Here is a 25,025-nt window from a genome sequence, read left to right on the forward strand (position 1 = left end):
CATCACCCGGCCTCCGTACCCGCCAGGACCGCGCCAGCGAGCTCGGCGGCTTGTCCGGAGCGTAGCCTGCCGTCCGCGACGACGGTGACGATCCGGCGGTGGACGCGCCCACCGGCTGCCACGACCAGTGGTTGGTCCCAGGCCAGCGACGAGCCGACGCCGGCGTAGTCGCGGCTGCGCACGAACCACATATCGCCGCGGTGCGCTGACGCGACGGCCACGAAGACCAGGGTCCAGGGGTCGGTGCTGCTGCCGGTCAGCGCCAGCCACGGCGACCGCCGGCCGTGCAGGTGCCGCTCCCCCGTGCGGCTGGGGCCTAGGACGTGGATGCGCTGGTGGCCGCGGCGGGCCCGCCAGAAGAACCCGCCGTAGCCGGCGCCCGAGCGCCCGTTGGTGGCCGGGCTGGCGAACGTGAGCGGCCCGGCGGTCACGTTGGTGAGCGCGAACTCGAAGTCCAGTGCCCACGCCTGCGCGCCGACCGCCCGCGCGGCGATGCTGCGGCGCTCGCGCAGCAGGTCGTTGCCCTCCGGGCCGATCCAGCGCAGCTCATGGGTGAGGTCGCCGCTGGTGCGGTTGGTCCAATCGTGGTGCCGCTGGACGCCGTGGTTGGGCAGGTGCACCGAGCCGCGGCCGCGCACGAACGTGCGCCCGCCCCAGAAGTTCGCACCGTCCACGTCGGCGACAGCCACGCTGACGCCCAGGTGGTGCAGGTGGTCGTCGGGCATGAGCTCGGTGACCTCGGTGCCGCCCAGCGTCCGCACCGGGTGCAGGTAGGGGCGCGGCGAGACCTCCGCGGGCAGTTGCGGGCGCCAGACGTACTCGGCGACCGCACGCCCGTCGAGGCGCAGGCTCAGCGTGCCGGGCAGGGTACGGGTCATGCGGTGACCCGCGGGTCCGAGAAGTCGGCCGTACCGCCGTCGCCCGTGGCGAAGATGCCGAGGGTGGCGCCGACCCACCTCCCGCCCGTCGCGGGAAACGGCGGCCCCACCGGCTCGTCGCCGGCGCGGAACCGGCAGGTCCCGTCCGGGTGCACGTCGACGCCGAGCGTGACCGGCGTGTCCACAGGGGTCGCCGGCGCGGCGTCCACTTCTGCTGCGCCCTCATCCGCCACCCGGTGCACCAGCCGGTCGCCGTCCACCGTGCGGACGACACCGATCCAGGCATAGGTGGCGCCGAGCACGGTGAACCCGGCCCGCGCGCCGGCTGAGGCGCCGGTCAGGCCCAGCGTGACGGTCGCGCGGAACCGGTCGGCGGGCAGCCGCCGGCCGAGCACGTTCGGCAGCGCGCGCAGGTCGTCGCCGCCCGGCACGCAGGCCATCCGAAACCCGCCGCCGGGCAGCGGCGTCGCCCACCCCAGCTCCGGGTTGGCCGACCACGTCCACTGTAGATCGGAGATCTCCGCGGTACGCGCGGTCCCTGGGCCGGCATCGGCGACCGCGGGTTTCGCGTGACCTGGTACGGGTTTCCCGGCCGCGCCGATCTCTGGCCAACCCTCAGCACCCCATCGCATGGGTTGCAGGTGGACGATCCGCCCGAACGGGCCACGTTCCTGGAAGTGCAGGAACCAGTCCTCGCCCTTCGAGGTGGTCACCCACGCGCCCTGGTGCGGCCCGTTGACGTCGGTGTCGCCCTGTGCGAGCACGATCCGATCCTCGTACGGCCCGAACACGTGCCGGGACCGGAACACCGACTGCCACCCGGTGGCGACCCCGCCCGCGGGGGCGAAGATCCAGTACCAGCCGTCGCGCCTGTACCACTTGGGACCTTCGAGCGTGCGGTACCCCGGCAGGGCGTCGCCGTCGACGACGACCCGGCCCTCGTCGAGCAGCTCGGTGGCGTCGGGGCTCATGCGGTGGGCGGTGAGCTTGTTGTTGATGCCTGCGCGGCTCTTGGCCCAGCCGTGCACCAGATACGCGGAGCCGTCGTCGTCCCACAGTGGACACGGGTCGATGAGGCCGCGCCCACCCTTGAGCAGCCAGGGCCGGCTCCACGGGCCGGCCGGGTCGGTGGCGGTCACCACGAAGATGCCCCGGTCGGGGTCGGGGTAGACGATCCAGAACAGCCCGTCGTGGTGCCGGAGGGCGGGCGCCCACACCCCGCAGCCCCACTGCGGCGTGCGGAACTCCTCCACCGGCTCCAGTCGCGGCAGCGCGTGGCCGATCACCGACCAGGTGACCAGGTCGCGGCTGTGCAGGACAGGCAGCCCGGGTACCCGATGGAAGCTGGACGCGGTCATGTAGAAGTCGTCGCCGACGCGGACCGCGTCGGGGTCGGACCAGTCGGCGTACAGGATCGGGTTGCGGTACGTGCCGTCACCGTTGTCCGCGATCCACGGCGCTGCCATCTCAAACCTCCCCCGTCGTCAGCGGCGGCAACCCGAGGTCCGCCACGTACACTGCCTGCCCGGTGCGCAGCGACTCGTTGCCCGCCACGCCGACCAGCACGCTGGCGGCACCGTCCACATAGCCTGCCTGCCGCCGCAACGGGTCACAGATGTCGGGCCCGCGAAACACGTCGTCGAGCAGCATCGCGTCGCCGCCGCCGTGGCTGCCGGTCCCGCTCGGAATCGGTACCTCCTCGGCCGGCTCCCAATGGCGTTGCAGCAGAAGGCGGGCGCCGCGCGGCCGCGGACCGCCGCCGTTGGGGTGTGCCACGGCGGCGCTGGGGTCGACCACGGCGGTGGCGGCGCCGATGGCGGCCCGGGCCGTGGCGGGGACGACGTGGCCGCGCTCGACGACGTCGAGCTCGATGCGCCCGGCGGTGCCGTTGACCGCGACCCGGTACCCCTCCCAGGGGCTGTGCGCGTGCAGGGTGTACGCCATCGAGGCGCCCCGCCGGTAGCCGACGACGACGCTGAGGTTGTCTTCGATGGTGATACCGCCGGAGAACACGTCCCGGTCCCGGATGTACCCGTCCAGGTGCTCGCCCGCGTGGTACAGCTCGCGCAGCTTGTCGTCGGCGGTGATGTCCAGTCCGAACGGGTCGCCGGGGTCGGCGGCGTCGCGGCTGCGGTCCGGGCGCGCACCGAGCCCGCGTCGGCGGGCGTTGTCGTCGCCGTAGAAGCGCAGCCCGCCGCGCGCGAAGGCCACCTCGGGCAGGTCGGCGAGCCACCAGTTGACGAGGTCGAAGTGGTGGCTGGCCTTGTGCACCAGCAGCCCGCCGGATGTGGCCTTGTCGCGGTGCCAGCGGCGGAAGTAGTCGGCGCCGTGCACGGTGTCGAGGCACCATTCGAACGCCACCGACGTGACCTCGCCGATCGTGCCGTCGGCGATGAGCCGCCGCACGAGCGTATTGCGCGGCGAGTACCGGTAGTTGAAGGTGACGGTGAGCCGCCCCGCGCCGGGTGCCGCGAGCGCGTCGCGGATCTGACGCAGCCCCGCGAGGTCGGTCGTCATGGGCTTCTCCACGACGACGTCGGCGCCGTGGCGCAGCGCCGCGCCGACGTACCCGGCGTGCGTGGCGTCCGGCGAGGTCACCACGACGACGTCCGGCCGCTCCCGCCCCAGCAGCGCGTCGAAGTCGCCGGCCGGGTAGTGCGGCACCCGCAGGTCGGGCCGGGCGTCGGCGACGACCCGGTCGTGGTATGCCATGCGCACCTCGTTGGTGTCGCAGAACGCCACCGGGTACCCGGCGCCGGCATGCGAGCCGAGCAGCGCGGCAAGGTACATCTGGACCCGCGAGCCGGTGCCGACGAACGCGTACCGCCTCATTTGAGCCCCGTCGTGGCGATGCCCTTGACCAGGTACTTCTGGCCGGCGATGAAGAACCCGATGACTGGCGCCAGGGACAGGAACGACATGGCGAACATCTGCCCCCACTGGGACTGCCCTTCCGAGTCGATGAACTGCCGCAGCGCCAGCGGCACCGTGTACAGCTCGGAGTCGGTCAGGTAGATGAGCGGGCCGAAAAACTCGTTCCACACCGAGATGAACGTGAAGATGGCGGTGGTGGCGAACGCCGGCAGGCACAGCGGCATGATGACGCTCCAGAACGTGCGGAACGGCCCGCAGCCGTCGATCCGGGCGGCGTCGTCGAGCTCGCGCGGCAGCGACCGCATGAACTGCACCATCAGGAAGATGTAGAACGCGTTGGTGGCGAGGAAGTTCGGCACCAGTAGTGGGTAGTACGTGTTGATCCAGTCGAGCTTGGCGAAGACGATGTACTGCGGCACGAGCAGCACGTGACCGGGCAGCATCATGGTGCCGAGCATCAGGACGAAGAAGAGCTTGCGGCCCGTGAAGTTGAGCCGGGCGAACCCGTACGCGGCAAGCGAGCACGAGACCAGGTTGCCGATGATGCTCAGCACGACGATGACCAGCGAGTTGACCATGTAGACGGTGAACGGCTGCTCCAGCGCCGTCCAGCCGTCCGGGTAGTTGCTGAAGTCCCAGTTGGAGGGCCACAGCGATAGGTCGGTGAAGATGTCGCGGCTGGGCTTGAGCGAGCTGGAGACCATCCACAGCAGCGGGTACATCATGACCGCGCCGACGAAGCAGAGCACGACGTGGCGGGCGAACCGCTTCCTAGTTGTCATAGAACACCCAATACTTGGCGGCCAGGAAGTTCAGGGCGGTGAACGCCGCGATGATGACCAGCAGCATCCAGGCCATCGCCGACGCGTATCCCATGTGGAACTGCGAGAAGCCCTGCTGGTACAGGTACAGGTTGTAGAACATCGTGGAGTCCGCCGGGCCGCCGGTGCCGCCGCTCATGATGAAGCCCTGCGTGAACGTCTGGAACGACGAGATCAGAGACTGGATGAGGTTGAAGAAGATGATGGGGCTCAGCAGCGGCAGCGTGATCGAGCGGAACTGCCGCCATCGCGAGGCCCCGTCGACGGCGGCGGCCTCGTAGTACATGGTGGGAATCTGGCGCAGCCCGGCCAGGAAGATGACCATCGGTGAGCCGAACGTCCAGACGTGCAGGATGATGAGCGTGGTGAGCGCGTAGTCCGGATCGGACGTCCACCCTGGACCTTCGATGCCCCACCAGCCCAGGAACGCGTTGACGATCCCGTTTAGGCCGAAGACGTACCGCCACAGCAGCACGATGGCCACGCTGCCGCCCAGCAGCGACGGCAGGTAGAACACCGCCCGGTACACCGGCAGGCCCCTGATGCCCTGGTTCAGCACCATCGCCACGCCCAGCGCCACGACAAGCGACAGCGGCACCGACACGAACGTGTAGATGAACGTGACCTTCAGCGACTGCCGCAACAGCGGGTCGTCGAGCATCTCCCGGAAGTTGCCCAACCCGATCCACTGTGGATGGTTCAGCAGGTTGTAGTCGGTGAAGGCCAGGTAGAGCGAGGCGAAGAACGGGACGACCGTGAAGAGCATCCCGATGAACCAGGGCAACAGGAAGAGGTACCCGGCCCGGTCCTTGCGCTTCGTGACCCGCCGCCGCGGCGCTGCCGGGACGTCACGTGTGACGGACCCGGCCGGCGCGTGCGTTGTCGTGCCCGACGTCACTTGCCGAGCGCCTTCCGGCCCGCGTCCAGGAACGCCTTCGCGGCCTGCTGCGGGGTCTGGCGCTTGAACTCGACCTCGGTGGCGATTGTCGCGAGGCTGGACGCGATCTTGGAGGAGCCGGGCGGGTAGGTGTACGAGCGCGGCAGGCTCTCCTTCTGAAGGCCGGCCAGGTACTCGGTGGCGAGCTGGTCGTCCTCCTGCAGCCCGGGCTTGATCTCCTCGGCGACCGTGGAGTTCGGCGGCACCCCGCGGGTGGTGCCGGTGGCCTTCGACGCCTCAACGTCGTTGACCAGGAAGTTGAGCAGCTTGAGCGCCTCGTCGCGGTGCTTGGACGCGGACGCGATCGACCACAGGTGCGGGCAGTCGACGGACTGGCCGCGCCGCGCCCCCTGGGTCTCCCCCGGTATCCGCAGCAGCTCCAGGTTGCCGCCGGCCGCCGCGTTGTACGACAGGAAGTTGTTGGTGGGGATGATCTGCGACGCGATCGCGCCCTTGGCCAGATACGACTGCTCGGCGGAGGCGCCCACGTTCTCGATGAAGCCGGGCGGCGGGAACCCGCCAGCGGCGCGCATGTTGTTGATCATCTCGAACCAGGCCACCACGGTGGCCTCGCTGATGCCCAGCCCGCCCTCGGCGTTGTAGAAGTCCTCGCCGCGCTGCCGCGTGAACACGATGATGTTGGCCAGCGTGGCCGGCTCGAACGCGGTCCCGTACACCTTCTTTCCGCTGGCCTGGGTGACCTGCTTCGCGAACGCGGCCAGGTCGGCCCAGCTCCACGTGTTGCCGTCGGGGATGGTCACGCCGAACTTGTCGGTCAGCGTCTTGTTGACAACGAAGCCGATCGCGTTGAGGCCGGCCGGTACGCCGTAGGTCTTGTCGCCGACCTCGGCGAGCGTCCGGGCGCTGTCGCTGAGGCCGCCCAGGTCGACGGCGCCGCCGTGCTGGCCGAGGTCGAGCAGCGCGCCGCGGTCGGCGTACTCGCGCAGGCTGTCCATGCGCATCGCCATGATGTCCGGCGGGTCGCCGGCGGCGAAGCGGGTGGCGAGCTTGTCCTTGTAGGGCCCGCTGTCCTGGTACTCGGTCTTGACGGTGATGCCGGGGTTCTTCGCCTGGAAGGCGGTCAGCGCGGCCTGGGTCTTCTCGGCACGCTTGGCGTCGCCCCACCAGACCATGTTGAGCTGGACGGCGCCGCCCTCCGGCTCGTCGTCGCCACCGCCGAAGCCGCGGCCGCACGCGGACAGCCCGAGGCCGGCGAGACCGGCGAGCCCGGCCACACGGATGACATCTCTGCGGTTAACGGATCTTGGGAGTCTATCGACCATGGGGGATGCGATCCCTTCGGAGAAAAGTGCCCGCTGTCGATGGGGGATTGGCGCCGGACACCGCTCCGCAGCAGGTTACGGCGGAGTTTCGGGTTACGTCAACCCATGAAACAAACCCGGAGAGTGATTACCGAAAGCCAATGGCCCTAATCTTTGCCGTCCCTACAGTGGTGCCCCAACACCCGGCCGCCGACGTGCCCGCGCTGCTGCGCACGTACGCCGGTCCCCAAGCCAGCATCGGCAACTAGGCCGTGCCGCCCGGCGGGTCTGCCACCGCCGGCCGGTGCCTCCGCTACCCGGTTATGGCCCGAACCTCCACATTGGTGAAGGCGACCTCGAACGGCGGCTGGTGCTCGGTGAGCTCGGGGTAGATGCCCAGCACGATGCGGCCCTGCGCGAACGTGGCGTCCGTCAGCTCGCCGATGCGGTAGCCGTCGCGGTCGAGCGCGATCGACGAGCCCCGCACGGTGATGGCGATCCGGGTCTTCGTGTCGAGCGCGATCGGGGTGATGAACGGCATCGTGCGCAGCACCGTCACCTCCGCCGCGTCGTTGACGCCGTGGGTCGCCACGTAGAAGCCCTCCGGGCAGATCCGCGCGAGGTACCCGGCGTTCTGCGCGAAGCGGAACCACATGCCCGCGCAGCTGCCCTCGGTGAGCAGCCGCACGTCGACGGAGAAGATGAAGTCCGTGTACTGGTCCATGGGACCGCGGCACCGGTACGGGCCCTGCTTGCCGCGCGTGACGACGAGACCGCCGTCGTAACCGCACGTGGCGAGTTGCACCGGCTCGTCCCGGGTCGGCCACAGGCTCGGCTCGGTCAGCGGGTCCAGCAGGACGACCTTGCTGGGCGGCGGGCTGACGACGGTCGGCGAGGCGGCCGGCGCGCTGGGTGCGGCGCTAGCCGTCGCTCCCGTCGCCGACGGGCTCGCACCGCCGGCCGATGGACCGCCGATCCGGCCCAGCGGAAGCACGCCGGTGGCCACACCGGCGACGGTCAGCGACGTGACGAGCACGGCGAGCGCCACCGCGAGCACGGCGATCCGCCCGCTCCGGCCGCCGCGCGTGGGGGCGACGGGCGGTGCGGCCGGTGCCGGTTCGCAGAAGCCGATCGCCGCGAGGGCCGGCGTCTCGTCGCCGGCCGCGGGCGCGACCCTCGCGGCGGGCTCGGTCTCGCCGGCCGCGACATCCGCCAGGTACGCCGGCGCGGCCGCGGCAGTGAGGTGGCGCGACGCGTGCGGCTCGGTGGCCGCCTGCGCCTCTTCGGCGGCGACCCGCAGCGCGGGCTGCCGATCGAGCGCCGCCGCCAGCTCCGGCGAACGGTCGGACGTGGCGCCGAGCAGCAGGTCGAGCAGCTCCCGGGCGGTGGGCCGCTCTGTGGGCGTCTTGGAAAGGGCGCGCTCGACCAGGTCGCGGATCGGCGGCACCAGGCCGGTCAGGTTGGGCGGCTGGGTCAGGATGCGGGCCGCGATCACGGGCGGCGAGTCGGCGGCGAACGGGGTGCGGCCGGTGCCGGCGTACGCGACGACCGCGCCCCACGCGAAGACGTCCGCCGCCTGCGTGATCTCCGTGCCGGCGTCGGGGCCGAACCGCTCCGGAGCCATGTACGCCACGGTGCCGAGCATCTGGTTGGTGTCGGTGTGCCGGCTGGTGGGCTCGACGGCGCGCGCGATGCCGAAGTCGATGACCTTCGGGCTGCCCGGCGCCAGCAACACGTTGCTGGGCTTGAGATCGCGGTGGATGACGCCCGCGCCGTGGATCGCGGTCAGCGCGGTCGCCACCCCGATCGCGAAGCTGTGCAGGTTGGCCGGGCTGAGCGGGCCGCGCTCCTCGACGACGGTCGACAGGTTGGGCGCGTCGACGTACTCCACGACGAGGTAGGGCCGCTCGTGGTCCGGGTCGGCGTCGAGCACCTCGGCGGTGCAGAACGGCGGCACCTGCCGGGCCCGGTTGACCTCGCTGCGGAAGCGCCGCCGGAACTCGTCGTCGAGCACGTCGGCGCGTACCACCTTGAGCGCGACGAGCTTGCCGTCCGCCGCGCGCGCGAGGTACACGGTGCCCATGCCGCCCTCGCCGAGCCGCCCCAGCAGTTCGTAGCGCCCCAGCCGCTCAGGGTCGCTCGGACGCAACGGCGCCGTCCGGGACCCAGGCTCGCCCGTCATCGAAGGTCACCCCGCTCGTGCGCGACCCCGGCGGGGCCGCCTCCCCGTCACACTCCGCGACAGCATGCCACCCCACCCGCCACTCGCGACAGTCCCCTAGTTCGTCCGGTTTTATCCACCAGTTTGTAAGGACGTCTTTCCAAAGTCCACGCAGCTCCGCTAATGTCTCGTGCCCGGAGATGGGAGAACAACATGATCGATCGTCGGCGCTTTCTGCGTACTACCCTCGGAGCCGCCACCGGCGCCGCGACCGGCATCGTCGCTGGCCCACTGGTCGGCTCGGCCGCACAGGCGGCGCCCGCCGTCGCCGCGGCCGCCGAGACCACGCCGGCGGCGCTGCCGTTCGTCGACTCGTACAGCACCAACGAGCTGCCCAACATCACGCCTGAGACGAACGCCGCGGTCCGCATCCTCACCGGCATGCAGCGCCTGTGGAAGACCGGCAGCACCTGGGACAGCGGCATCCCGCTCGACCTGGACATCCTGCGGGCCAACCTCCGGTACTGCGCCCGCGTCACCGCCACCCGCACCGAGGCCCAGGCGAAGGAGGCGTTCATCGTCGACCGGCAGCACCAGAGCTACTCCATGATCGCCGGCCTGGGCCCACTCGCCGCCCTGTACCGGACCGGCGCCAAGGCGGTCACCGGCATCACCAGCGCCCCCGACGGCACACCGCCGACCACGATCAGCGACACCCTGCCAGCGGACGCCCCGCCCGGGTCCGCGCTCGGATCCGGCGCCACCGACTCCGCTCTCGGCCTGGTCGCCCAGCTCGTCAACGCGGTGCGCGGGCCGTTCACGTCGAGCAACCCCAGCAAGTACGGCTACCAGTACCCGCGGCCCTGGCGACTGAATCCCGACAGCGAGGTGGTCGACACCGGTGCCGTCGACGCCCTGGGGTACCCGATCTACGAGACCGACGTGATCGTGGTTCCGCAGTTGCTCCGCCAGCGCAGCAAGAGCCCGGTCGACGACGGCGGCTTCGTCAGCGGCCACACCAACGCCGTGTACCTGGCGGGGCTTGCTTACGCGTACGCGGTGCCGGAGCGCTTCCAGGAGCTGATGGCCCACGCCGCCGCCGAAGCGCACACCCGCATCATCGCCGGCATGCACTCTCCGCTGGATGTCATCGGCGGGCGCATCCTCGGCACGGCGCTGGCCGCGGCGACGCTGTCCAACCCGGTGAACGCCACCCTGAAGGCGGCTGCCCGCGCCCAGGCGCTGGAGTACTTCGCCGCGCAGACGGGCACCACCGACCTGTACGCGTACGCACACTCATCCACTGTGGACATCGATCCGTACGCGGACCGGGAGGCCAACGCCCGCGCGCTCACGCCGCGACTGACGTACATCCTGCCGCGCACCGGCCGCCCCGCGAAGATGGTCGTACCCAAGGGCGCCGAGGTGCTCCTGGAGACCCGCCAGCCGTACCTCTCCGCGGCGCAGCGCCGCGAGGTGCTGCGCACGACGGCGTTGCCATCCGGGTACGTGCTGCTGGACAGCCCGGAGCTGTGGGGCCGGTTGAACCTGTTCGCCGCGGCGGACGGCTACGGCGCCTTCGACTCCGGCGTCGAGGTGACCCTCGACGCGGCGCTCGGCGGCTTCCACGCGGCGGACGCGTGGCGCAACGACATCGCCGGCTGCGGCGGTCTCACCAAGCGGGGCAGCGGCACGCTGACCCTGTCGGGCGACAACCGGTACAGCGGCGGCACCACAGTCGCGGCCGGCACCCTGGTCGCCGGCTCCCGGGAGGCCTTTGGTCGCGGCAACCTCCACGTCGGCGCCGCCACGCTCGCGGTGACCGCCAGCACCAACGGCCCGCCCTCGCTGGTAATCGGCGGAGCACTCACCCTGGCCCGCGACAGCACGCTGGAGGTCCGGCTGGACCCCAAGCACGTCCCCGCCACCGGCCGCACAGTGCAGCTGATCCGGGCCGGCTGGGTCCGCGGCACCTTCGGCACCGTAAGGGTCGCGGCAAGCGGCCTGCGCGCACTGCCGGTGTACAGCAGCACCGGCGTAGCGATCCGCCTCTTCCCCGCATAACGCGAGAGCGAGCAAGCGCGCCAGCGGACACGGCCATGTGAGGATGGCGCGGTGAGGTTTGGACTGCTCGGCCCGCTGGTCGTCGAGGTCGAGGCCGGGGGCGCGAGCGTACCGCTGGCGTCCGGCCGGCAGCGCACGCTGCTGGCCGCGCTGCTGCTCCAGCCGGGCGCCTCCTGCTGGCAGCGCCGTCGGCCCCATGACTCGGGTACTGCTGGGCCTCTGAGTGGCTTCATGGGCAACAATGCGACCCATGCCTGTCATCGAGGCGATGATTACTGTCGCTGTCCCCCCGGATCTGGCCTTCGCCGTGTCCCAGACCAGCGCGCCGGTCCGCTACCGGTGGGACCCGTTCGTGCGCAAGCAGTACTTCACCGGCGGTGCCACCCGACCAGGCAAGGGCGTGCGCACCTTCACGCAGTCCCGGCACGGCCTGACAATGGTCAGCGAGTACGTCTCCTTCGCTCCGCCGACCCACGTCGGCATGAAGATGGTGCAGGGGCCCTGGTTCTTCGAGATGTTCGCCGGCGGGTGGCGGTTCACGCCCGCGGCCGAGCCTGGTCACACGGTAGCTACCTGGCGATACAGCTTCCGCTGCCGGCCGGCCCTGCTGCGCCCGATCGCCGACCGAATCGGTACGTTAGTGCTCCGCCGCGACATCCGCCGTCGGATCGCCGGATACGCCGCAGGGTGCGGCGACCCGATTGTCATCGCAGCCGCGCGGCAGATGCTGGCCGATCCATCAACCGAGCACGCACGGCACGGCGACGGCGAGCAGCCCGAGCACACCAGGCGCGTCACATAGATCCTTGGGTGCGGGAATCTGAACACGAAGGTCAGGTTTTCGGGCCGCGGTTTTGAGTCGTGCGCGGGTGATGTAGTCCTCGACGTGCTGGTCGATGGTGGTCAGGGCTTGGCGGAGGGCGGGTGGGGTTTGGGGTTGGTCGGCGGCTGTATCCGGTAGTGGTCGTAGGAGCCGGTTGTGGAGTTTGGTGTAGACGACGGCGGCGTCCCAGCCGAGGCGATCGCCGCGTACGCGGCGGTGTTCGCTCAGTACCCGGTCGTATGCGCGATGCTGCAACCCGATCGTGCGGGCATCGTCGTGGCGGAGGGCGCGGATTGGACGATGCCGGCGCACTCGCCAGGACGGCGGCTACGATCTTGGTCGTGCATCCCGAACCCGCCCCACCCGGCCAGATCCAACCCGCCGAAGGAAGACCAGCCGACCAGCGATTCACCGAAACGCCTCCGGCCAGGTTCGGTTCGAACGGATTCGGCCCGGCCGGGGCGCCGCCGACCGGTTCCACCCCGTGGGCGGGAGCCTGGCCTGCGGGCAAGTCGGCTACAAGGACGGCGCTGGTGGTGCTGCTTGGCCTGGCTTTCATCGGGCTGAACACCGCCATCGCGTACGCCGCGGTGGGGTCGAAGGTCATTTCGATCGTGACGGGAGTCGCCTTCTGCCTGGTCTTCATGATCGTCGTACGTATGCTGCACCGGGCGATGTGGCTGTCCTTGCTCTCGTTCCTTCCCGCCCTGTTCGTGCTCGTGGGGTCGGTGGAACTCGCCCCCGACCTGGCGCTGGAGAAGCGCGGCGTCCGCCAGGAGGTAACCATCGTCGACGCCGAGGTCGCCGGTAAGCGGCACACGTTCACGCTCGAGGGCGATGATGGGCCGCTCGGCGAGCCGCTGATCTATCAGGGCAGCAACCCCGGCTACCAGGTCGGCGACATCCTGACCGTTCTCACCGATCCGGACGGTGTGATCGCGCTCAAGGTGGCCGATCGGGTCGACTCCACCTCCACGCTGGGGTCGCTGGTGCTCGGTGGCAGCGGCTGGACTTTCATCGCACTGGTGGCGGGATGGCGCGGGCACGTCCGCCGCCGGGAAGGCCGGTTCGACACCCTGGTGATATAGCGGGCGCTGATCCAGCGGGAACGAATGAGCCGCTCCGCGCGTTTCGGAAACGGCGAACCGAATGCCGGAAAGGACCGGAGTGGAAAGACGAGAGCTGAGGATCGATGGGCACAGGTGACAAGCGGAGGACCGTGTCGACGGGCGCGAGTCTGACACACGATCGTGCGGGCATCGTCGTGGCGAGAGCGCGGATCTGGACGGTGCCGGCGCACTCGCCAGGAGCGTGGCGCCGAGCCTCGGTGCCGCCGTCGAGGTCACCAGCGACAGCGGTAACTGATCTGTGGCTGGGGCTGAGCGCGGCATTGTAGGCGATCGATGACCGCCGTGCCGCGCTCTATCTCCCCTCGAAATCGTCGATGCACTCGAACTCGGCCGAGACCACGCCTCGACCGCAGAGCCGTCTCGGCATGGGGCCTGGCATGCCCGGCCGGACGTATCACGTTCACCGTGTGTAACTCGTGGAGCCGGCGCGTCTGGCTGGGCGTGGGCGCGTTCAGGCGCAACGGCTGGGAGCACCCATGGAGGGCACGCTCGGCCACGCGTCTGGACTGCGTTACCCGCGCGCCAGGGCCGCGTCTTTGTACGCGCTTGCTACGCGTTTCGGCATGGCGAGCATGGGCAAGCCGAAAGTCCGGAGCCGCCGCGTCGCGCGCTACTGGAAACGCACGTCGTTCCTCGCGCCGTCGCCGGCAGCAGGTGGAGCGATGAGATCAGCTTGAGAGGTCTCGTAGGCGCCTGTCCCGTGACTGCCCGTGTCACTCGGAAGGTTCAGCCATCTCGGGTAGTGCCGGTCTCAGTGAGGAACTCGATCGATGCCCGCGGTGTCGCTGATCCTCCTGGGGCTTGGCGCTGGGCGGCGGCGCCGGCGCCGCCGCCGGTCGGCCAGGGCCTGACGGTGTGCTCCTGAGTAGACCCTCGTTCGGCCGCGCTCCGGGGCTGACGCACACTATGCCGACGACACGACAGGAGAATGCTGTGACAGTCCGCGGAACAGGCCGGCCGTCGACCCGACTGGAGATCGCCAAGGAGCACGACGGCCGAGCCGGATGGCGGAATTCGATCGCGGTCGATCGCGTCCGACGGGTCATGGCAACCGGCCGTTTAGCGACCCGCATCGCGGTGGTGGTTGCGCTCGCCGTCGCGATGGTGGCAGTCGATCCCGCGAGGTCCGGCGCCTGCGCCTGCGGGGCGTTCGTCGCCAACGACAAGCTGCGCGCGCAGCAGGAGACCGCGCTGGTGGAGTTGACCGGCCGTACTGAGTCGATCACCCTCTCGGTGCAGGCGCGTTCCGAGGCGACCCAGGCGGCGTTCCTGATGCCGGTTCCCGCGCGCGCCCGGTTCGAGGTGGCAGACGGGAAACTGTTCACCGAACTCGACCGGATCAGCCGCCCGGACGTCGAGGTGCGGCGCGTGACGGTGGACGGGGACGGCGCGGGCGCACCCCCGCAGTCCGATCGCGGCGCCACCGTCGTCGACCACGTCGAGATCGGGCCCTACGAGGTCGCCCAACTCGCCGGCACCGACGCCACCGCCGTCACGAACTGGCTGGGCGACAACGACTTCACCCTGCCCGCCGCCCTCGAAGGCGCGCTCGGACCGTACCTCTCGGAGGGTTGGCTCGTCGTCGCGGTGCGCCTGGCCCCGACCTCCGGCAGCCTCGCCGCCGGACTACCGCCGATGCGGCTGGCTTTCGAAACCGACACGCCGGTCTATCCGATGCGACTGTCGGCCACAGCCGAGGGCAGGCAGCCGCTGCGCCTGTACGTGCTGGCCGACCACCGGATGGACATCAGCAATCCGGCGCCCAGGGGCAGCGCGCCCGACCTGACGTTCGCGGGCGAGGTGAAACCGGACCCGCAATACCCGACACTGTCCGCGGCGTTGGTCGGCCCGCGTTTCCTGACCCGCTACGACGGGGAGTTCAGGCCGGCGCAGATCACCGACGACATCCGCTTCACCCGCTCCGCGACCGATGAGCCCCACCGCGCGGTCGTGATCGTCAGGGAGTACGTCCGCTCGCCGTGGCCGATGCCCGCGGTGCCGCTGATCCTGCTGGGCTTGGCACTGGTCGCCGGCGCCGTCGTGATCGCGCGCCGCCGGTCGGCCAAGGCCTGACGGTGTGCTCCCGAGTGGACCCTTGCCCGGTCACGGTCCGAAGCTGACGCACACTATGCCGACGACACGACAGGAGAATGCTGTGACAGTCCGCGGAACAGGCCGGCCGTCGACCCGACTGGAGTTCGCCAAGGAGCACGCCGAGCGCGTGCTCGGACGGCGAACCGCCAAACGGTTCGCGGCGTTCGACAACGGCGCCCTGTATCATCTGCGGTGATCGCGAGCGCGTTCGATGGTGGGGGTGTCACCGGGCGGTTCGCTGGTGAGGACCAGCATCGACCCCGCGCCACCCGACAGCTCCACGTCGCGGGGATCCGGTGACCCGTCGCTACGCCCCTGAGCCCGTACGAATACCGGGTCCGGCCGGGCTCACCGGATGGCGGCGCCGCAGCTGGCCGAGTACGCCGTCGGCGACCCCTCGACGACATACCTGGTGGCCCTCGGCCAGGTGCTCGCCGTGGCCGTGCTGGGCGCGGGCGGATTCGCGGCCCGCCGACGTCAAGCTGGCGCACCTCGCGCTGACCGCCGCCGTGGCCCCCTCGGCGATCCTCGCGGTGACGGAAGCCTGGCGCCACCTCACCGACGTGTAGCTGTGCGTCAGCGCCGCGCTCGGTTCACCATGACGAGCCCGGCGATGAACGACCCGAGCAGGACGGGCGACAGCACAAAGAGGATCCCCCACGCCATGAGGCCGAGATAGCCATACGCAGCCGAGCCGTACGTCGGGTCGGCATCGGCGACCGCAAGGAGTCCCGCGCCGAGCGCGACGCCGATCATTGTGAGCGCGACCGGTGCCCACAGCAGCACCTGGGCCCACACGCGGTAGGCCCGGCTACGCGTGGCCGGGGAAGGGGGCATCCACGGCGTGCCTGGCTGAGGGGGATATGCGACCGGTTCGTTCATGCCGTAGTTGTAGCAGCCGGGGGTGGCCGGCTCACCACCCGGTCGCGCGCCGACGGGCCGCCGTCGTGGAGGCCAGCGACGAGACGCGCTCTTCAGCGAGGGTGCAACAAAGACGAAGATCGAGGACGTGGTCGGCGAGAGTAGCCTGCACGGTCGCTACATGTCGTCGACCAATCTTCTCGTGTTCAGTGACGCGGGCGAGGTGGTGGCGCTGACCGGGACAAACCCTGACGTGTTCATGGGCGAGTACGTCGTGCTGTTCGGCCCGGAGGCGGTCCTCACCCCCTGATGAGGCCTGGGACGGGTACGTCCGGCTGACTGACGGCAACTGACAGCGCCGGCCGGATCCTGTCCACGGCGTCGCCGCTACGCCCCTCTTCTCGGAGCAACGCCACTGCCTCCGACTCGTCACCCGGCAGGTCCACGTTCGACCGTGCTCAATAGGGCGCCAATAGCGCCCTGGGCCACGCCTGGACCGCGATCGGTCCGCGCCGTGACGCGTCTCGGTACGCGCCTGCTACGCGTTTCGGCACCGCCGGGGTGGGCAAGACGGCACTGTCCGTCCACTGGGGACACGCCGCCCGCCGGCACTTCCCGGACGGGCAGCTCTACATGAACATGGGCGGGTTCGCGACCACTCCCCCGGTGCCGCCGGCCGGCCCCCTCGCGCCCTCCCCGGCCTCGCCGCCTTCCGGCTCGCCGCTCCGCCGCCTTCTCCCGTCGATCAAGGGCAAACGCACGCGGTTCGATCTCAAAACCACGTGCATTCGGCCTTGATCGATGCAACCTGCCTTGATCGATGACGGGCTTCGCGCCGGATTTGCGGCCAACCGGACCACGCCGGCCCAGCGCCCGCGCACCGCCGGCGACCGCGCGAAACGCAGCCTCCGCACACCGCCGACAACCGCGCCAAACGCAGCCTCCGCACACCCCCGCAGCTCGCGCGAGCGCGGCGCCATCCACGGCCGACAGCGCACGAGACGCAGCGCCCGCCGGACGCCGGCAACAACCGTGCCGATACCGCGCCCACCCATCGCCGAGGATCGCGCGCACACAGCACCCGCTCACCGCCGAGGACCGCACGGACACAACGCCCACCCACCGCCGACAACCGCGCGGGCACACCCCCGCCCACCGCCGACAAACCCCGTTCAAGCACGGCGCCCACCCCCGGTCTACCCCCCGACCCCGACAGCGTGTCGCAGCCCGGCCGCAGCAACCTCAAACCACCCCCGCCACCACCCGACAACCCACGGGAACTAATTTCGTCGCGTCGGCGTGTCGTGTCGGGCGAATGTGGACACCGAACGCAAACCCCGGCGCAACCTCTACCACCGACGAACATAGAAGACGTCCGCCCATCCGCACCCCGACAGCACGACGCAGACCGGGGAAGGCACCACGAGGAGGATGGCCGTGACCGTCATCGACAAGGTCGCTTGGATCCGGCTGGAGGACGGGGTGATCCTCAGCTCCCGTTCACGCGGAAAGGACGTCTACTACATCCCTGGAGGGAAGCGAGAGCCCGGCGAGAGCGACCTCGACACCCTGACCCGCGAGATCCGCGAGGAGCTCAGCGTCGCGATCGTCGCCGACAGCGCCGCGCACCTGGGGACGTTCCACGCCCAGGCTCACGGGCACCCGGACGGCAGGATCGTGCGGATGACGTGCTACACGGCCGACTATCAGGGCACGCTGCGCCCCGACAACGAGATCGAGGAGATCGCCTGGCTCACCCACGCCGACCGCCACCGCGTATCCCCGGTCGACCGGGTCATCTTCGACCACCTGCGCGCGACGGCGCGTCTACTCTGATGCGCGGAGGGCGGTGTGCCACGCCTCTATGTTGGCGTCCAGGTAGTCGGCGGTGGAGCGCCAGTACGGGCCGTCGTCGACCCAGATCCGCGCCCACGGTTGGCGCTGCTCCTCGGCGGCCTGGCGGAGCATTTCCCACATCGCGCCGGCGCGCCGACCCAGCAGGGCGGGCAGTGCGGTGCGCCCGTCCTCGTCGAGCCCGTAGCCGCCGGCGAAGGCGCGGAGGCGGGCCGCCGACTCGGATACCGGGCGGTTGGCGCGCAGGCCCGCCATGCTCTGGGCGGCGTACGCCACGTCCCACAGGCGGGAGCTGGGCGCGGCGGCGTCCCAGTCGATGAGCACCCAGCCGCGCGCGGACCGGATGAGGTTCCACGGTGCCACGTCGTTGTGGCAGATCTGATCCGCACGATCCGGTGGGATCAGCTCGTTCCACGTCGCGTCCGCGGGTGGCTGGAAGGAAGCTAGAGCAAGATGCAGGTCGGCGAGCATCCGGCCGATCGAGGCCAGTTCGGCCTCGGTGTAGGTGCCGGTGACGTCGCCGACCTCGCCGGGCACGTACTCCAGGACCTGCCGCCCCTGCGCGTCGCGCCCGAGTGGCCGGGGCGCGCCGTCGAATCCGACCGCCGCTAGGTGCGACAGTACGGCGTCGACGGCGTCGCTCCACGGTCCGGCAGGGCGGCGCACGGTGTCACCAACGCGCACCACCCCGGCTGTGGCGTTGCCAGGTAGCGGTCCTTCAAGCACAGCTTCAGTATGCCAACGCGCGGATCGCGAAGATCGACCGGCTGCCCGGGTACTCGGTCAGCCCCCAGAGTTGATCACGAGCCGCCCAGTACGACACGTCTTCCGGGCCGATGGGCAGGTGGTTGTTGTACGTCCTCACGGACCCGCCGGGGGTGTACGTCCCGACCTCGCCCCGCCCGGTGGAGGTGTCGCTGATCGACAGGTAGAACTTGCCCTTGATCGAGGTGGCGCCCTGCATGCTCGCGATCGACATGTCGTACGCCTGCGTGCCCCGCACGAGGCCGTCGCTGGACGCGGTGAGCATCCGCGTGTCCGCGTCGATCGGGAAGCGCACCAGGCGGGTGCCGTCGCCGCCGCCGTCCCACTCGCCGACGATCACGCTGTCGAGGGTGCTGGTGCGGTCGAGCGACGCGAACGAGAAGCGCAGGTCGGCGTACCCCCCAGCGGTGGAACGGCTGTACGTCAGCGCCTGCGGCAGCACGTACTTGTATCCGTACGCCTGGTAGGTGCCGTCGGTTTGCAGGCCGATCGCGGCGCCGTTGGCGGTGCTGGTCTGCCAGAGGTGGCGCATGTCGAAGACCCGGAAGCCCTGCGTGGTGGCCGCGACGTACAGGTAGTGGCCGTACCAGAAGATGCCGCCGGCGTGCACGTTGACGGCGCGGAACGAGACCTTGCCGTCACTGCGGGTGTACGGCTCGACGAGCAGGACGTGGCGGTAGGCGGGTGCGGACGGCGTCGAGTAGTCCACGAAGGACACCCGGACGCCGCGCTCGACCCCGTCGGTGCCGTCGTCGTACCAGCTCACCAGGATCGCGGTGGCGCCCTCGTACGTGCCGGCGCCCAGCGCGTCGGCGCTGGTGGTGACGCCCTGCGGGTACCAGTAGGTGACCGAGTTGTCGCCGGGCGCCCAGCAGAACGAGGCGACCCGGTTGGTGACGGTGGGCGCGCAGGTCTCGGCTTTCCTGTTGGCGTCCGCGAGGACGGCGGGAACGGTGACGTTCGGCAGGGCGGCGTCGAGGTCGTCGATGAGGGTGGAGTAGGCGCTCGCCCGCAGCCGGAAGTTCGACGCTGTCAGCGCGGTCGCGGCAGACGCCGCGGGCGCCACGATCACACCTACTACGATCAGTACCACCGCGGCCGCGGCGGCGCACAAAGCTCGCAACATGCGCCATACGGTGCGGCCCGCAGCGTGACCCGTCAATGATCAACGTAATATTTTTCCACCATTCTCACGATCTATGGCAAGGACCTACAGATGGAGACCCTGGCCGAGGACGAGTCGTTCGCGCACGAGGACTGGTACGGGGACGAGTTCGTCGAGCGCGTCTACCGGCGGTGCGACTTCAACAACGTCGACCTGACCGAGGCGCAGACGCGCGGCACCGTGTTCGAGGAGTGCACCTTCGGCAACGTGCGCTTCAACGCGTCGCGGCACGCCGACTCGGCGTTCCTGCGGTGCACGTTCACGCGGTGCAACTTCTTCGAGGCCGAGTTCGACGGGTGCAAGCTGACCGGCAGCACGTTCCGCGACTCGCCGGTGCGGCCGCTGCGGGTCAAGGGCGGCGACTGGTCGTTCGCCGCCCTCGCCGGCGCCGACCTGCGCGGCGTCACCTTCGACGGGGTACGCATGCGCGAGGTGGACCTCAGCGGCGCGAACTGCGCCGCCGCCACCATCACCGGCGCGGACCTCTCCGGCGCCAACCTGCGCGGCGCCGACCTGCGCGGTTGCGACCTGCGCGGCAGCGACCTCACCACCCTCGACCCGGCGAGCGTCGAGCTGCGGGGCGCGGTCATCACGCCGGAGCAGGCGGTCGTGATCGCGCAGAACATCGGCCTGGAGATCCGCTAGCCGTGGATACGGAACTTCGCGCGGACTGCGCCCGGTGCTTCGGGTTGTGCTGCGTGGCGCCCGCGTTCTCCAAGTCGGCTGACTTCGCGATCGACAAGCCGGCCGGGCACGCCTGCCCCAACCTCCAGGGTGACCTCCGCTGCGGCATCCACCGCGACCTGCGCCAGCGCGGGTTCCCCGGCTGCACGGTCTTCGACTGCTTCGGCGCCGGGCAGAAGGTGGCGCAGGTGACGTTCGGCGGGCGAGACTGGCGCGCGGCGCCCGAGACCGCCGCGCCGATGTTCGCGGCGTTCGCGGTCATGCGCGAGCTCCACGAACTGCTCTGGTACCTGCGCGAGGCCCGCGCGCTGCCCGCCGCCCGATCGCTTCGGAGCAGGCTTGACGCGGCCTTCGACCAGGTCGAGGCCGCGACGCGAAGCAGCGAGCTCACCACGATCGAGCCCAAGGTGTACTGGGAGACGGCCGACCCCCTGCTCCGAAAGGCGAGCGAGCTGGCGCGGGCCGGCGTGCCGAGGCGGCAGGAGAAACACCGCAGCGACCTGATCGGGGCCCGGTTGCGGGGTGCCGATCTCCGGGGCGCCAACCTGCGCGGCGCGTACCTCATCGGCGCGGACCTGCGCGGTGCGGACCTGCGGCTCGCTGACCTGATCGGGGCCGACCTGCGCGCGGCGGACCTGCGCAGCGCCAACCTGCGCGACAGCCTCTTCCTCACCCAGCCGCAGGCGAACGCGGCCCGGGGCGACCGCACGACGCGGCTCCCGCCGTCGGTCAGCCGTCCGACCCACTGGCCGAGCTAGGGTCGGCGACCCACGCGGAGAACACCGGCACGCCGTTCCACGGCCCACCGCCCGACGCGACGGCCACCACGGCGTACGGGTGGGCGAACCGCAGCTCGGCGGTGCGCACCACGCCCTCGCGCGGCATCACGAAGCCGGTCGTGGTGAACATCGCGGACACCGCGGCCGCCTCGAAGCCCACCCTGCTGTAGCGAGCCACCGCCGACTGCCGCGCCTCGTAGTCGTAGTCGGACAGGCCCAGCAGCTCCGCGATCGCCCGCGCCCCGGCCGGGAAGCCGAGGTCGGGGTGGCCCAGATCGAGCTCGCTGCGGGCCGCCCACGCCGGGAGCACGGCGCTGCACCGCTCCTCCCGCCCGCTCGCGGCGGTGACGGGCCCGTGCCGTTCGCTGACCGTCCACAGTGGCCCCTCGCCGAGTGGCAGGTCGAAGAGCGACCGCCCCGCGACCTCGCCACCGGCCACCTCGTACGCCGCCGCGAGCACCTCGGCGGCGGGCACGTCCGGCGCGGCGGCGACCGACGTGACCGACAGGCCCTCACGGGCCCGGGCGGTGTGCACGATGATGTCGCCGGCCCCCGGAGTCGACGCCACGAACTGCCGGTGGCCGTGCCCGTCCGGGGTGCGCAGCGCCGTGTCGACCCGCCCCGCGAACGGACCACCCAGCGCGGAACCCGGCACCAGGTCGAACGGCGTACCCCACGACACCTTCGTGGCGAGCGCGGTGGCCAGCACGACGACGGCGGTCGGCGGCACCTGGAGCGGGAAGCTCTCGATCAGGCCGAGGGTGTGCTCGCGGGCCCAGGCGTCGAGGCGGTCCTGGCCCGGCAGGTCACCGGTCTCGACGGCGGCCGGCAGCCAGCGCAGCAGCGCGTCGGCGCGGGCGCGTGTCCAGACCGCGGCAGCCGACAGCACCGCGTCGTGCGGGGTGCCCAGCAGCTCGGCGGCGAAGGCGAGCGCGTCGGCGCGGTCGAGACCGAGCGCATCGTCGATCGACTCGCCGCCGGAAGGAGCCGCCGCGCCGCACAGGGCCAGCAGGAGCCACGCTCCCAGCGGCGACGCGACGTGGTGCTCGCCTCCGGCGACCGCGTGCAGGCGCCCGGCGTACCGGGCGATCGGGGTGTAGGTCTCAGCGGCCGTAACGGGCACGCACCCACCCTACCCCCGGCGTGCTTCCCTTCCATGGTCAACATGACGTACCGTGCGGGCATGTTCGTCGACTGGCCACTCGATCAACTTCAGGAGTACCGCCCGGAGCGCACGGAGCCAGCGGACTTCGACGCGTTCTGGAAGTCTACTGTGGAGCAGGCGCGGGCGGCCGGCACCGAGCCGAGGTTCGAGCCGCACCCCACCCGGCTGAAGACCGTCGACGTCTTCGACGTCACGTTCGCGGGCTTCGCGGGGCAGCCGGTGCGCGGCTGGTTCCTGCTGCCGAAGCACGCCGAGGGCCCGCTGCCCTGCGTGGTCGAGTACATCGGGTACGGCGGGGGACGCGGGCTGCCGCACGACTGGCTGCACTACAGCGCGGCCGGATACGCCCACTTCGTCATGGACACCCGCGGCCAGGGCAGCGGCGGCTACCTCGTCGGCGACACCCCCGACCCGGACGGTAGCGGCGGGCCGCAGACGCCCGGCTTCATGACCAGGGGCGTCACCGACCCGGCGCACTACTACTACCGCCGGGTCTTCACCGACGCGGTGCGCGCCGTCGACGCGGCTCGCGGTCACGAGCGGGTCGACCCGGAGCGGGTGGCGATCGGGGGCGGCAGCCAGGGCGGCGGCATCACGATCGCGGTGTCCGGGCTCGTGGAGGGCCTGGCCGGCGTGATGCCGGACGTGCCGTTCCTGTGCCACTACCGGCGGGCCACCGAGATCACCAACGCGTTCCCCTACCAGGAGATCGTCACGTATCTCAAGACCCACCGAGACCACGTCGACACGGTCTTCAACACGCTGTCGTACTTCGACGGCGTCAACTTCGCCACCCGCGCCAACGCCCCGGCCAACTTCTCCGTCGCGCTCATGGACGACGTCTGTCCGCCGTCCACTGTGTACGCGGCCTACAACCACTACGCCGGGCCGAAGGCCATCAACGTGTGGCCGTATAACGGTCATGAGGGTGGTCTGGCGTACCAGCGGGCGAGTCACCTGGAGTTTCTCGCGGAGATTCTGGGCTAACGCCGCCCCGGGTCGCGAGCACCGAGCCGACCAGGATCAGCGCGAACGCCGCGCCGACGCTCAGCGTCAGCGGCTCGCCGAGCACCACCGCGCCGAGTGCGACCGCGACCGCCGGGTTCACGTACGTGATCACGGTGGCGCGGGCCGCCCCGACCTCCTTGATCAGTTCGAAGAACAGCACGAACGCCAGTGCCGTGCAGAGCGTGGCCAGCCCGGCGAGCGCCAGCAGCGCGCGCCCCGACGGCAGGCTGTCCGGCCACGTCCACGCCGCCGCCGGGGCGTAGACCAGGCTCGCGAACGCCAGGCAGGTCGCGGTGACCACGAGGCCGGGCACGTCGCGCAGCGCCCGGTCGGCGATCAGCGGCGCGCCCGCGTACCCGATCGCCACCAGCAGCATCTCGGTGACCGGCCAGGCGCCGCCGCTCTCCACGGTCGGCGCGGCGAGCAGCGCCACGCCGCCGAACCCGAGCAGCAGTCCCGCCCAGCGCACCGGCGTCACCCGCCGCCTGTCCCCCGCGATCCACGCGATCAGCACGCCGATGATCGGCACGGTGGCGATGAGCAGGCCGGTGGTGCCGCTTGACAGCGTCCGCTCGGCGTCCGAGAGCAGCAGCCACGGGCCGACGATCTCCGCGGCGGCGAAGGCGATCAGCCACCACCAGCGTCCGCGCAGCGTCGCCAGCTGCTTCCGGTGTACGACGACCGGCAGCAGGACGACGGCGCCGACAACACACCGGACGAACACCACCATCGGCGGCGACACCTCGTCGACCGCGATCTTGATCATGAGATACGGCGTGCCCCAGATGAGGCCCATCGCAACGAACAGCAGCCATCCCCGTCGAGTCACCCGGACATGATCACTGGCCGCCGCGCCCGGTGTCTTGAACGCTGTTGCGGTACACCGCCGGGGTCACCCCCAGTACCCGCCGGAACCACCGCGTCAGGTGCGCCTGGTCGGCGAAGCCCACCAGGCCCGCGACGTCGGCCGGCCGGTGACCGGCCAGCAACAGCGCTCGGGCGCGCTGCACGCGATGCTGGGCGAGCCACGCGTACGGCGGCATCCCGACCGCCTCCCGGAAGGCGCGCAGCACCTGGTACCGGGACAGCCCCACCTCGTCGGCGATCTCCGCGAGGCTCGGCGGCGCCACGATGCGGTCGCCGAGGCTCGACATGACGGCCGCCACGAGCCGGCCACCGAGGCGGCGCTCGGCGGCGGTCACGCCAACGGCGTACCGGCAGACGACCGTGTCGAGCGCGAGCAGCAGGCGCGTCTCTCCCTCAAGCGAGTCGGCTTCGGCACCACAGCGCATCAACGCCCGGTACGCGGCGCCGAGCATGCGCGCGGCGTCCGGGTCGGTGACCACCGGCTCGGGGAAGTGCGGCGGTCCGTCGCCGAACAGCTCCGGCGGCACGTACGCCGCGTCGTACGCCCAGCCGCCGCTAGCGGCCGCCTCGCCGGTGTGCGGCTCACCCGGCTCCAGCAGCACGACCGTGCCGGGCACCGCGATGTGGCTGGTGCCGCGGTAGTCGATCCGCTCGGCGCCGCTGGTGCACACGCCGATCGAGTACTCGTCGTGCAGGTGCGGCGCGTACCGGTGGCCGACAAAACGGGCGCTGAGCAGGTCGATGCCGGTCTCCCAGATGCCATCGACGCGCGTCCACACCGCGCGCTCCTCTCCACCGTCCGGCATGGCACCATCATCGCCGGTAGGCTCGGA

23 protein-coding genes are annotated in these 25,025 nt (G+C 71.0%); 10 read left to right on the forward strand and 13 right to left on the reverse strand.

What is annotated here, in order from left to right:
- Nucleotides 1–2: 2 nt before the first annotated feature.
- The 7 genes from V6V89_RS23620 to V6V89_RS23650 all read right to left on the reverse strand — a co-directional run bounded on the left by V6V89_RS23620 (nucleotide 3) and on the right by V6V89_RS23650 (nucleotide 8,954).
- On the reverse strand, nucleotides 3–878 hold the full coding sequence (locus V6V89_RS23620) for a PmoA family protein (protein ID WP_334621460.1): 876 nt from the start codon (nucleotides 876–878) through the stop codon (nucleotides 3–5).
- Nucleotides 875–2,344, reverse strand: coding sequence for a glycoside hydrolase family 43 protein (locus V6V89_RS23625; protein ID WP_334621461.1), 1,470 nt, complete (start codon nucleotides 2,342–2,344; stop codon nucleotides 875–877). Before V6V89_RS23625 ends, V6V89_RS23620 begins: the two co-directional genes overlap by 4 nt.
- 1 nt (nucleotide 2,345) lies before the next feature.
- Nucleotides 2,346–3,710, reverse strand: a complete 1,365-nt coding sequence (locus V6V89_RS23630; RefSeq protein WP_334621462.1) for a Gfo/Idh/MocA family oxidoreductase — start codon at nucleotides 3,708–3,710, stop codon at nucleotides 2,346–2,348.
- Complete coding sequence (locus V6V89_RS23635) at nucleotides 3,707–4,534, reverse strand: carbohydrate ABC transporter permease (protein ID WP_334621463.1); 828 nt, start codon at nucleotides 4,532–4,534, stop codon at nucleotides 3,707–3,709. The genes V6V89_RS23630 and V6V89_RS23635 overlap by 4 nt, the downstream gene beginning before the upstream one ends.
- The gene (locus V6V89_RS23640) at nucleotides 4,524–5,471 is read right to left on the reverse strand and encodes a carbohydrate ABC transporter permease (RefSeq protein WP_334621464.1); all 948 of its coding nucleotides are present in this window, start codon (nucleotides 5,469–5,471) and stop codon (nucleotides 4,524–4,526) included. The genes V6V89_RS23635 and V6V89_RS23640 overlap by 11 nt, the downstream gene beginning before the upstream one ends.
- Entirely contained in the window at nucleotides 5,468–6,745 is a 1,278-nt protein-coding gene (locus tag V6V89_RS23645) for an ABC transporter substrate-binding protein (RefSeq protein WP_334621465.1), read from the reverse strand. Before V6V89_RS23645 ends, V6V89_RS23640 begins: the two co-directional genes overlap by 4 nt.
- A 340-nt stretch (nucleotides 6,746–7,085) precedes the next feature.
- Nucleotides 7,086–8,954, reverse strand: coding sequence for a serine/threonine protein kinase (locus V6V89_RS23650; RefSeq protein ID WP_334621467.1), 1,869 nt, complete (start codon nucleotides 8,952–8,954; stop codon nucleotides 7,086–7,088).
- 192 nt (nucleotides 8,955–9,146) lie between these two features.
- Here V6V89_RS23650 and V6V89_RS23655 point away from each other — a divergent pair, with 192 nt between their 5' ends.
- From V6V89_RS23655 to V6V89_RS23675, 5 genes are all read left to right on the forward strand, one after another.
- Nucleotides 9,147–10,997: a phosphatase PAP2 family protein gene (locus V6V89_RS23655; protein WP_334621468.1), complete on the forward strand. Its 1,851-nt coding sequence runs from the start codon at nucleotides 9,147–9,149 to the stop codon at nucleotides 10,995–10,997.
- A 250-nt stretch (nucleotides 10,998–11,247) separates the two neighbouring features.
- Nucleotides 11,248–11,799 (forward strand): SRPBCC family protein, encoded by a 552-nt coding sequence (locus tag V6V89_RS23660; RefSeq protein WP_334621469.1) that lies wholly within the window; start codon nucleotides 11,248–11,250, stop codon nucleotides 11,797–11,799.
- Between the two features lie 362 nt (nucleotides 11,800–12,161).
- Nucleotides 12,162–12,908: a hypothetical protein gene (locus V6V89_RS23665; protein WP_334621470.1), complete on the forward strand. Its 747-nt coding sequence runs from the start codon at nucleotides 12,162–12,164 to the stop codon at nucleotides 12,906–12,908.
- A 975-nt stretch (nucleotides 12,909–13,883) separates the two neighbouring features.
- Nucleotides 13,884–15,023, forward strand: a complete 1,140-nt coding sequence (locus tag V6V89_RS23670) for a DUF2330 domain-containing protein (protein WP_334621471.1) — start codon at nucleotides 13,884–13,886, stop codon at nucleotides 15,021–15,023.
- Nucleotides 15,024–15,105: 82 nt separating this feature from the next.
- Entirely contained in the window at nucleotides 15,106–15,240 is a 135-nt protein-coding gene (locus V6V89_RS23675) for a hypothetical protein (RefSeq protein ID WP_334621472.1), read from the forward strand.
- A 380-nt stretch (nucleotides 15,241–15,620) separates the two neighbouring features.
- Here the strand turns inward: V6V89_RS23675 and V6V89_RS23680 are convergent, their stop codons facing one another.
- Complete coding sequence (locus V6V89_RS23680; RefSeq protein ID WP_334621473.1) at nucleotides 15,621–15,926, reverse strand: hypothetical protein; 306 nt, start codon at nucleotides 15,924–15,926, stop codon at nucleotides 15,621–15,623.
- Nucleotides 15,927–16,086: 160 nt separating this feature from the next.
- Between V6V89_RS23680 and V6V89_RS23685 the strand changes: the two genes are divergently transcribed.
- On the forward strand, nucleotides 16,087–16,215 hold the full coding sequence (locus tag V6V89_RS23685) for a hypothetical protein (protein ID WP_334621474.1): 129 nt from the start codon (nucleotides 16,087–16,089) through the stop codon (nucleotides 16,213–16,215).
- Nucleotides 16,216–17,342: 1,127 nt separating this feature from the next.
- A complete protein-coding gene (locus tag V6V89_RS23690; RefSeq protein ID WP_334621475.1) occupies nucleotides 17,343–17,741 on the forward strand; it encodes an NUDIX hydrolase in 399 nt (132 codons plus the stop codon).
- Here V6V89_RS23690 and V6V89_RS23695 read toward each other — a convergent pair.
- Both V6V89_RS23695 and V6V89_RS23700 read right to left on the reverse strand, forming a co-directional pair.
- Nucleotides 17,733–18,485 carry a phosphotransferase enzyme family protein gene (locus V6V89_RS23695; protein WP_334621477.1) on the reverse strand — a complete coding sequence of 251 codons (753 nt, stop codon included), beginning with the start codon at nucleotides 18,483–18,485 and terminating at the stop codon, nucleotides 17,733–17,735. The two genes, V6V89_RS23690 and V6V89_RS23695, sit on opposite strands and share 9 nt — an antisense overlap.
- Nucleotides 18,486–18,489: 4 nt before the next feature.
- Nucleotides 18,490–19,650, reverse strand: a complete 1,161-nt coding sequence (locus tag V6V89_RS23700; RefSeq protein WP_334621478.1) for a hypothetical protein — start codon at nucleotides 19,648–19,650, stop codon at nucleotides 18,490–18,492.
- Nucleotides 19,651–19,740: 90 nt separating this feature from the next.
- On the opposite strand from V6V89_RS23700, the gene V6V89_RS23705 reads away from it, so the two are divergent.
- Complete coding sequence (locus V6V89_RS23705; protein ID WP_334621479.1) at nucleotides 19,741–20,334, forward strand: pentapeptide repeat-containing protein; 594 nt, start codon at nucleotides 19,741–19,743, stop codon at nucleotides 20,332–20,334.
- 2 nt (nucleotides 20,335–20,336) lie between these two features.
- Nucleotides 20,337–21,131 carry a pentapeptide repeat-containing protein gene (locus V6V89_RS23710; RefSeq protein WP_334621480.1) on the forward strand — a complete coding sequence of 265 codons (795 nt, stop codon included), beginning with the start codon at nucleotides 20,337–20,339 and terminating at the stop codon, nucleotides 21,129–21,131.
- On the opposite strand, the gene V6V89_RS23715 is transcribed toward V6V89_RS23710, so the two are convergent.
- A complete protein-coding gene (locus tag V6V89_RS23715; RefSeq protein WP_334621481.1) occupies nucleotides 21,103–22,275 on the reverse strand; it encodes a hypothetical protein in 1,173 nt (390 codons plus the stop codon). The genes V6V89_RS23710 and V6V89_RS23715 overlap by 29 nt on opposite strands.
- A 42-nt stretch (nucleotides 22,276–22,317) precedes the next feature.
- On the opposite strand from V6V89_RS23715, the gene V6V89_RS23720 reads away from it, so the two are divergent.
- Complete coding sequence (locus tag V6V89_RS23720) at nucleotides 22,318–23,304, forward strand: acetylxylan esterase (RefSeq protein ID WP_334621482.1); 987 nt, start codon at nucleotides 22,318–22,320, stop codon at nucleotides 23,302–23,304.
- On the opposite strand, the gene V6V89_RS23725 is transcribed toward V6V89_RS23720, so the two are convergent.
- Nucleotides 23,216–24,154 carry a DMT family transporter gene (locus V6V89_RS23725; protein ID WP_334621483.1) on the reverse strand — a complete coding sequence of 313 codons (939 nt, stop codon included), beginning with the start codon at nucleotides 24,152–24,154 and terminating at the stop codon, nucleotides 23,216–23,218. The two genes, V6V89_RS23720 and V6V89_RS23725, sit on opposite strands and share 89 nt — an antisense overlap.
- Nucleotides 24,155–24,164: 10 nt before the next feature.
- Nucleotides 24,165–24,998: a helix-turn-helix transcriptional regulator gene (locus V6V89_RS23730; RefSeq protein WP_334621484.1), complete on the reverse strand. Its 834-nt coding sequence runs from the start codon at nucleotides 24,996–24,998 to the stop codon at nucleotides 24,165–24,167.
- Nucleotides 24,999–25,025: the final 27 nt, after the last annotated feature.

The sequence above is a fragment of the Micromonospora sp. CPCC 206061 genome (assembly GCF_036906915.1).
Taxonomy (GTDB): Bacteria; Actinomycetota; Actinomycetes; order Mycobacteriales; family Micromonosporaceae; genus Phytohabitans.

Coding starts and splice junctions, on each gene's coding strand:
- V6V89_RS23660 (WP_334621469.1), top strand. CDS start 11,248: ATGCCTGTCATCGAGGCGATGATTACTGTCGCTGTCCCCCCGGATCTG.
- V6V89_RS23720 (WP_334621482.1), top strand. CDS start 22,318: ATGACGTACCGTGCGGGCATGTTCGTCGACTGGCCACTCGATCAACTT.
- V6V89_RS23655 (WP_334621468.1), top strand. CDS start 9,147: ATGATCGATCGTCGGCGCTTTCTGCGTACTACCCTCGGAGCCGCCACC.
- V6V89_RS23635 (WP_334621463.1), bottom strand. CDS start 4,534: ATGACAACTAGGAAGCGGTTCGCCCGCCACGTCGTGCTCTGCTTCGTC.
- V6V89_RS23705 (WP_334621479.1), top strand. CDS start 19,741: ATGGAGACCCTGGCCGAGGACGAGTCGTTCGCGCACGAGGACTGGTAC.
- V6V89_RS23620 (WP_334621460.1), bottom strand. CDS start 878: ATGACCCGTACCCTGCCCGGCACGCTGAGCCTGCGCCTCGACGGGCGT.
- V6V89_RS23630 (WP_334621462.1), bottom strand. CDS start 3,710: ATGAGGCGGTACGCGTTCGTCGGCACCGGCTCGCGGGTCCAGATGTAC.
- V6V89_RS23685 (WP_334621474.1), top strand. CDS start 16,087: ATGTCGTCGACCAATCTTCTCGTGTTCAGTGACGCGGGCGAGGTGGTG.
- V6V89_RS23650 (WP_334621467.1), bottom strand. CDS start 8,954: ATGACGGGCGAGCCTGGGTCCCGGACGGCGCCGTTGCGTCCGAGCGAC.
- V6V89_RS23680 (WP_334621473.1), bottom strand. CDS start 15,926: ATGAACGAACCGGTCGCATATCCCCCTCAGCCAGGCACGCCGTGGATG.
- V6V89_RS23625 (WP_334621461.1), bottom strand. CDS start 2,344: ATGGCAGCGCCGTGGATCGCGGACAACGGTGACGGCACGTACCGCAAC.
- V6V89_RS23700 (WP_334621478.1), bottom strand. CDS start 19,650: ATGTTGCGAGCTTTGTGCGCCGCCGCGGCCGCGGTGGTACTGATCGTA.
- V6V89_RS23730 (WP_334621484.1), bottom strand. CDS start 24,998: ATGCCGGACGGTGGAGAGGAGCGCGCGGTGTGGACGCGCGTCGATGGC.